The sequence below is a fragment of the Mycobacterium sp. E3251 genome, from assembly GCF_001666835.1.
Classification (GTDB): domain Bacteria; phylum Actinomycetota; class Actinomycetes; order Mycobacteriales; family Mycobacteriaceae; genus Mycobacterium.
The window spans coordinates 1-780 of sequence record NZ_LZJF01000017.1 but is presented as its reverse complement, the minus strand read 5'-3'; the positions used below and the strand labels follow the sequence as shown (position 1 = coordinate 780).

General features: G+C 71.8%; 1 protein-coding gene. It reads right to left on the bottom strand.

Annotation, left to right across the window (positions count from 1 at the left end; all coding sequences use genetic code 11):
• Positions 1-117: 117 nt before the first annotated feature.
• Positions 118-780: AMP-binding protein (locus tag A5697_RS02720; protein WP_231971959.1), on the bottom strand; the 663-nt coding region annotated here is incomplete at its 5' end.

The window sequence follows — 780 nt, the reverse complement described above, 5'->3', positions numbered from 1 at the left end:
GGGCGGCTGGTGGTGGTCCCGGAGGCCGTGGCGCGCTCGCCGAAGGATTTTCATGCGTTGGTGGTGGCCGAGAAGGTCACGGTGTTGAGTCAGACCCCGGCGGCGGTGCGCATGCTGTCACCGCAGGGTCTGGAGGGCACCGCGCTGGTGATCGGGGCCGAACCCGTGGGCGCGGAGCTCGGTGGGGTCGGCGGTGCCGGTGATGTAGCCGATGAGGCGTTTGTCGCCGGGGCGGTCCTCGCGCACGATGACGACCGCTTCCTCGACGCCGTCGAATGCGGCCAGCGCCGAGCGGATTTCGCCGACCTCGATGCGATAGCCGCGGATCTTGACCTGCTCATCGGCGCGCCCGACATAGCGCAGCTGCCCATCGCGGCCCCAGGACACCAGGTCCCCGGTGCGATACATGCGCGCACCGGCCGGGCCGAACGGGCACGCCACGAACCGCGACGCGCTCAACCCCGCGCGGCGCACATATCCATACCCCACGCCGCGCCCGGCCACATACAACTCCCCGACCACCCCGGCCGGCACCGGACGCAACCAGGCGTCCAGGACGAACAACGCCGCCCCGGGCACCGCCGAGCCGATCGGCGGCGCCCCGGACTTGGCCACCAACGCCCTACTGGCCGTGGCGAAGATCGTGGTCTCGGTCGGGCCGTAGACATTGATCATCACCCGCCCCGGCGCCCACCGGTCCACCAGCTCCGCGCCCACGGGTTCGGCCCCGATCACCAGCGCGGTGCCCTCCAGACCCTGCGGTGACAGCATGCGCACCGC